Genomic DNA, 4,873 nt, shown 5'->3' on the forward strand with positions numbered 1-4,873 from the left:
CGTCAACACCGAGAAAAAAGACGGATACTATCAACATGGTCAAGAGGTGGTGACGTGGTGCGTTGGTCACTTACTTGCCCTGTGCGACCCAGAAGATTACAACATTGAACATAAAAAATGGGCCTTGTCGTACCTACCTTTGAGCACACACTACCCGCCAAGAATGAAGCCGCGTCAGGGGGCATCGAAGCAACTCAAAGTCGTGCTGAGCTGGATAGACAAAGCAGACAGCATTGTTCACGCAGGCGACCCCGACCCGGAAGGCTGTTTGTTGGTCGATGAGGTGCTGACCTATGCAAACAACACCAAGCCAGTGCAACGTGTCTTGATTGCCGATTTGAACGATAAGCCGGTGAAAGCGGCGCTGGCAAACTTACAGCCGAATGAACACTTCCAACCACTGACCCAAAAAGCGTTAGCTCGCGCTATCGCCGACCAAACCTTCGGTTATAACCTAACTCGCGCCTATACCCTTAAAGCGAGAGAGAAAGGTTTTGATGAAGTGCTCAATATTGGCCGAGTCATTACGGCTATGATTGGCATGATTAACGAGCGCACCTTGGCAAACCTCAATCACCAGAAAAGCTTTTACTACGAGTTATTTGGTCACTTTGATATGGGTGGCAACATCATCAAAGGCAAGCTCATTCCTGATGAAGCATTCGAGCTTGATGACAAAGGTCGTATGATTTCGTCACTGGAAGTCGCGGCGACCAAAGAAGCGGACACCGGAGCAAATGCGCATATCTCCAGCATTGAACAAAAGACGGAACACCGCCAACCACCAATGCCATTCAATCTGTCAAAGCTGCAAATTGAAGCGTCAAAGCGATGGGGCTATAAACCGAAAGACGTACTAGATACTTTGCAAGGGCTGTATGAGAAGCATAAGCTGCTGACCTATCCGCGCAGTGATAACCAGTACCTTTCCGATGCGCATCTGGAGAACCGCTCCAGTATCTTTGCGGCCATAACAGGGACACTGTCACATCTTGATACCGCCATTGAACACGCCGCGACGACCTCCAGTCACAAAGCCTTTAATGCCAGCAAAATAGAAGCGCACCACGCGATTGTCCCTACCGAGAAAAGCGGCGCGGGTATCGAGCTTAACGACCGTGAGCGAAACCTGTATGAATTGGTGGCCAAACGCTTTATTGCGTTGTTCTACCCTGGCTCCGTACGCGACAAAGTGGCGCTCGATGTGGACTGCACTGGCCGCTGCTACCGTGCCACCCAAACCACACTCAGCAAACAAGGGTGGGAAGTGCTGTTTAAAGGTGAACATCAAGACGAACCGAATCAAAACGCCCTAGACCTCACCTCGATGGTCAAAGGTACGCAAGGCTCGTGTACACAAGTGGATATGGAGCAGCGTGAAACCAAACCACCAAAATACTTTGATGACGCTAGCTTACTCAAAGCCATGACCCAAGCGGCCAAGTTCATTAAAGATCCGGAACTGCGCAAAACACTGGAGGCGAAAGACAAAGACACGGCCGGGGAAAACGGGTCCATCGGGACAGAAGCCACGCGAAGCGGCCATATTGAAAAGGTGGGTAAGCTGACACACCTTGTTCGCTTAGGCAAAGAGAAAGGCTACAAGAACCCGGTCTACAAAACGACGGAAGCGGGACAAGAGTTCTGCGCCCTCCTTCCTGATGAGATCGTACGGCCAGACATTTCCGCTATTTGGGAGGGCAGCTTAGATAAGATTTCGAAGCAGCAGCTCAATATTGAATCGTTCTTAAGTGACGTAAACAAGTATATCCATCTCCAAGTCGAGCACGTCAAAACACACGGTGTGCCTTTCGTGAAGCGCAGCGGCGTGACTTGCCCAACCTGCCAACAAGGCACGCTCAAACGCCCTGGCAAACATGGACCATTTCATGCCTGCAATCGCTACCCTGACTGTAAGACGACGTTCCCTGACGACAACGGTAAACCAAACTTCAACCCCAAGCCACGCCAGAGTGTTGTGCCAAGCACAGAAGAGTTCTGCAAACAGTGTGGCAATCCGCTTGTGCGAAGACCAGCCAAGAAAGAAGGATCATTTTGGTGGGGATGCAGTGGCTTTCCGAAATGTAAGGTGCGCTATTTTGACCAAAACGGCAAACCTGACCGTGATCGAGGCGAACTCTAACACTGAACAAACATCACAGCACGTGATGATGTTAACCTTCCTTCAAAGTGCTGATTTATCTTAGCGCCATGGAAGGTGCTAAGATAAATACACCACCTCCCCATTCAGTACGATAGAGCGTTATCCAAATGCGAGACAATCACGATCCTTGGGTGTGCTTAGAGGATGATGAAGATGACTATGTCCTCGAACGATTTGAGTTGCGAGTTCACGGTCGTAAACCACTCGTTCTCAATCGCCCCTCGTTTTCCAAACTCATGTTCGTCACCCAGCAGTATCTCCACACGTCACAGGAAACCACCAAGCGAATATTAAGAGCCACCATCTTAGAAAGTGCTGAGCCCTTCACGGCGGATGAACACTGCCGATTGGTCTCTGCACTCGAAAGGCACTTAGCTGACGTCCATGAATGAAAAAACCCGATAACATCATCATGTTATCGGGCTATTTGGTGTCATCAGTGTGTTTGTGTTTGGCGGTTTTACAACCATTCTTCAGCACATTCATGTGTTATCGCATCAGTGGTTTCAGTGATCGTGGCAGACTGAAACCCGCCGACGATGGGATTTAACGCTAAATTCGCTACTCTCTTCGCCTCATCAAAGCAAGGAAGCACTGCAACGTACTCCTTACCCCAACTCACTTCAAGCGTAACTCGGCAAGCACCTTTATACCCAACCGAAACATGAACTTCTGCATCAAGCCGGTGTTCATCGCCGTTCAATAATGAATTCATCAGCGCGCCCTCGTTAAAGAGCATTAGAAGTGATGCACTGGAATGTTAAACCAACACACCAATGCATCGTAGAACGCCGAAATAACAGGGTGTTCTGCGCGATAGTTTGCCTTCTCAAGCTCCGTTATTTCTAATTCCAAGTCTAATGCTAACTCTGGCACTTGAGCACAAACCCACTCAAGATGCATCGCTTCTTCTGATTGATCATTGTCCTCGTAAGGGGCAACAACCGCAGGGAAGCGCGTTTCGGCTTCTAACGTTCTCGCATACATCTTCTCGATGATCCGTCTCGCGATGTGTTGATCCCATAGCACGTAGTTTTCCAAACGTTGAAATGAAAAAAACACAGAAACCAGAGTGTTCGCTTCGATCTTCATTGCTTCATCGATGAGCGCTAACTTTGATTGATTTTGGTGAAACATAGTGTGTACCTCTAAAAAGAATCGTCATTGTAAGTTGCTTATTCTTCTGGCGTTGCCAGCCGAACTAGCAACGCCGCGGAGTACCCGCTATCTGTAAAGTATTACTGTGTAACAACACGTCACGACAGACGTGATTCAACGTGAGTGTATGGTTGAGCCCCTTTCTGGACGCCCTCCCAAATATCACGCCATACGTTAATAACCGAACCACAACTTAGGCAGTTCAACACCACACTGCCATCACGACCAACCATAATATGATTGTGTGTGGCGCTGTGGCATCGAGCGCATGGGTGCAAACCCGCAAAGCTGACACCGGCACTGGCAAGAGCGCAAAGATTCAGGACCAGCCCCTCTTCATGAAGCGGACTTTGTGTTTCAATCCAGGCTTCATTGACGCCGCACCAAATGTACAAGCGCCCCTCTTCTGTCAGTGACAAGTAGCTATGACGCGCTAAATGATAGTGCGTCGCCACCTTCGATGGGGTGTTTTCAAAGATTTGTTGGGTGTTCACGATAGCATCAAGTTTTAACATTAGACTTCTCCAATAAAGTAAAAAAGAGAAGCCCCACAGGACTTCTCCTGTGGTAAAAAGCGCTTAACGCTTCAATGGCTTAAACCATTAGTTAATCACGCGAGCAATGTTCTCCCACTCAGCGTGTTCTCTGGCGTAATCCATGAGCAAAACTTGATGCTCACTGAGGTTATCCAGCTCCGCTTTGTTGCCCTTTTGATAAGCAGACATGGCGCAGTTGCCCAACATAATTATCCAGATACAAATCCCGGCGGCTTCCTTAGAAAGCGATGCCGACGCACAGTTGTAATCATTATTGACAGCGACAGGCTCCCCCATTTCTGGATAAGCAAACTTCCCGCCATTGCTTAACGTCACAAACTCCCAGTAACCACCAGAATAATCCGGTAAAAACTGATCAGAAAAATGATACACAGCTTGCTCAACCGTGAGGTAGTTTGAGGTCATTGATGGATAAAAATTAGGGCGTTCCTGAGTGGGAACAATTGATGCAGTAATCATGACGATCACCTTTGAATTGATGGATTGACAACAAGCGAGGCTATCAATCATAATCTTGGGCTCTGGCACCACTCGATTATGAATGGTAGCACTGGCCAAGATTTACAACGTCTGATGCGTTGTGCTGCTAGTATAACGAAGTGTGAAAAAGCTCGTCAATCAATGACGGGCTTTTTTCTTATCAAAATCGGCTAACATGCCACTCAATTGAAGCTCTGTCCCTCCTTTTTCTAGGTGGTCTTGATAGCGACGCTGGGCATGAACCTTTTTCACGAGCAGTGCTTGACGCTCTTCGGGTGTGCGTCGAGGGAAATGGCTTTCGGTTTCATGTGCCAAGGCAAACTTGAAGTCCTCATTTTTGCTCAGCAAATAGAGGTCGAACATCATGTCATCGAATGAGCAGTAAACTTGGCTTTCAAAGTTCTCTCTTAGAGACAGGTTTGACTCCCCGTCATCGTAAAAAAACAGCCCAGTTTTAATCGCTTCTATTTTTTTCATTGCGCCTCCATTTAAATGCATCCAAACGCATAGATTA

At 48.0% G+C, this 4,873-nt stretch carries 6 protein-coding genes; 1 reads left to right on the plus strand and 5 read right to left on the minus strand.

Annotated features, from left to right (window positions below; all coding sequences use genetic code 11):
* Window positions 1-2,143: DNA topoisomerase (locus OU793_RS23490; RefSeq protein WP_274647864.1), on the plus strand; the 2,143-nt coding region annotated here is incomplete at its 5' end.
* Between the two features lie 481 nt (window positions 2,144-2,624).
* Here OU793_RS23490 and OU793_RS23500 read toward each other — a convergent pair.
* From OU793_RS23500 to OU793_RS23520, 5 genes are all read right to left on the minus strand, one after another.
* Complete coding sequence (locus OU793_RS23500) at window positions 2,625-2,879, minus strand: hypothetical protein (RefSeq protein WP_129148034.1); 255 nt, start codon at window positions 2,877-2,879, stop codon at window positions 2,625-2,627.
* A gap of 23 nt (window positions 2,880-2,902) precedes the next feature.
* Complete coding sequence (locus tag OU793_RS23505) at window positions 2,903-3,301, minus strand: hypothetical protein (RefSeq protein ID WP_023623349.1); 399 nt, start codon at window positions 3,299-3,301, stop codon at window positions 2,903-2,905.
* Window positions 3,302-3,420: 119 nt separating this feature from the next.
* On the minus strand, window positions 3,421-3,837 hold the full coding sequence (locus OU793_RS23510; RefSeq protein WP_023623348.1) for a hypothetical protein: 417 nt from the start codon (window positions 3,835-3,837) through the stop codon (window positions 3,421-3,423).
* Window positions 3,838-3,924: 87 nt separating this feature from the next.
* Complete coding sequence (locus OU793_RS23515; protein ID WP_025789709.1) at window positions 3,925-4,338, minus strand: antirestriction protein; 414 nt, start codon at window positions 4,336-4,338, stop codon at window positions 3,925-3,927.
* 159 nt (window positions 4,339-4,497) lie between these two features.
* The gene (locus tag OU793_RS23520; RefSeq protein ID WP_025818808.1) at window positions 4,498-4,836 is read right to left on the minus strand and encodes a hypothetical protein; all 339 of its coding nucleotides are present in this window, start codon (window positions 4,834-4,836) and stop codon (window positions 4,498-4,500) included.
* Window positions 4,837-4,873 lie beyond the last annotated feature (37 nt).

This window comes from Vibrio sp. VP6 (assembly GCF_028823755.1).
Lineage (GTDB): Bacteria > Pseudomonadota > Gammaproteobacteria > Enterobacterales > Vibrionaceae > Vibrio > Vibrio parahaemolyticus.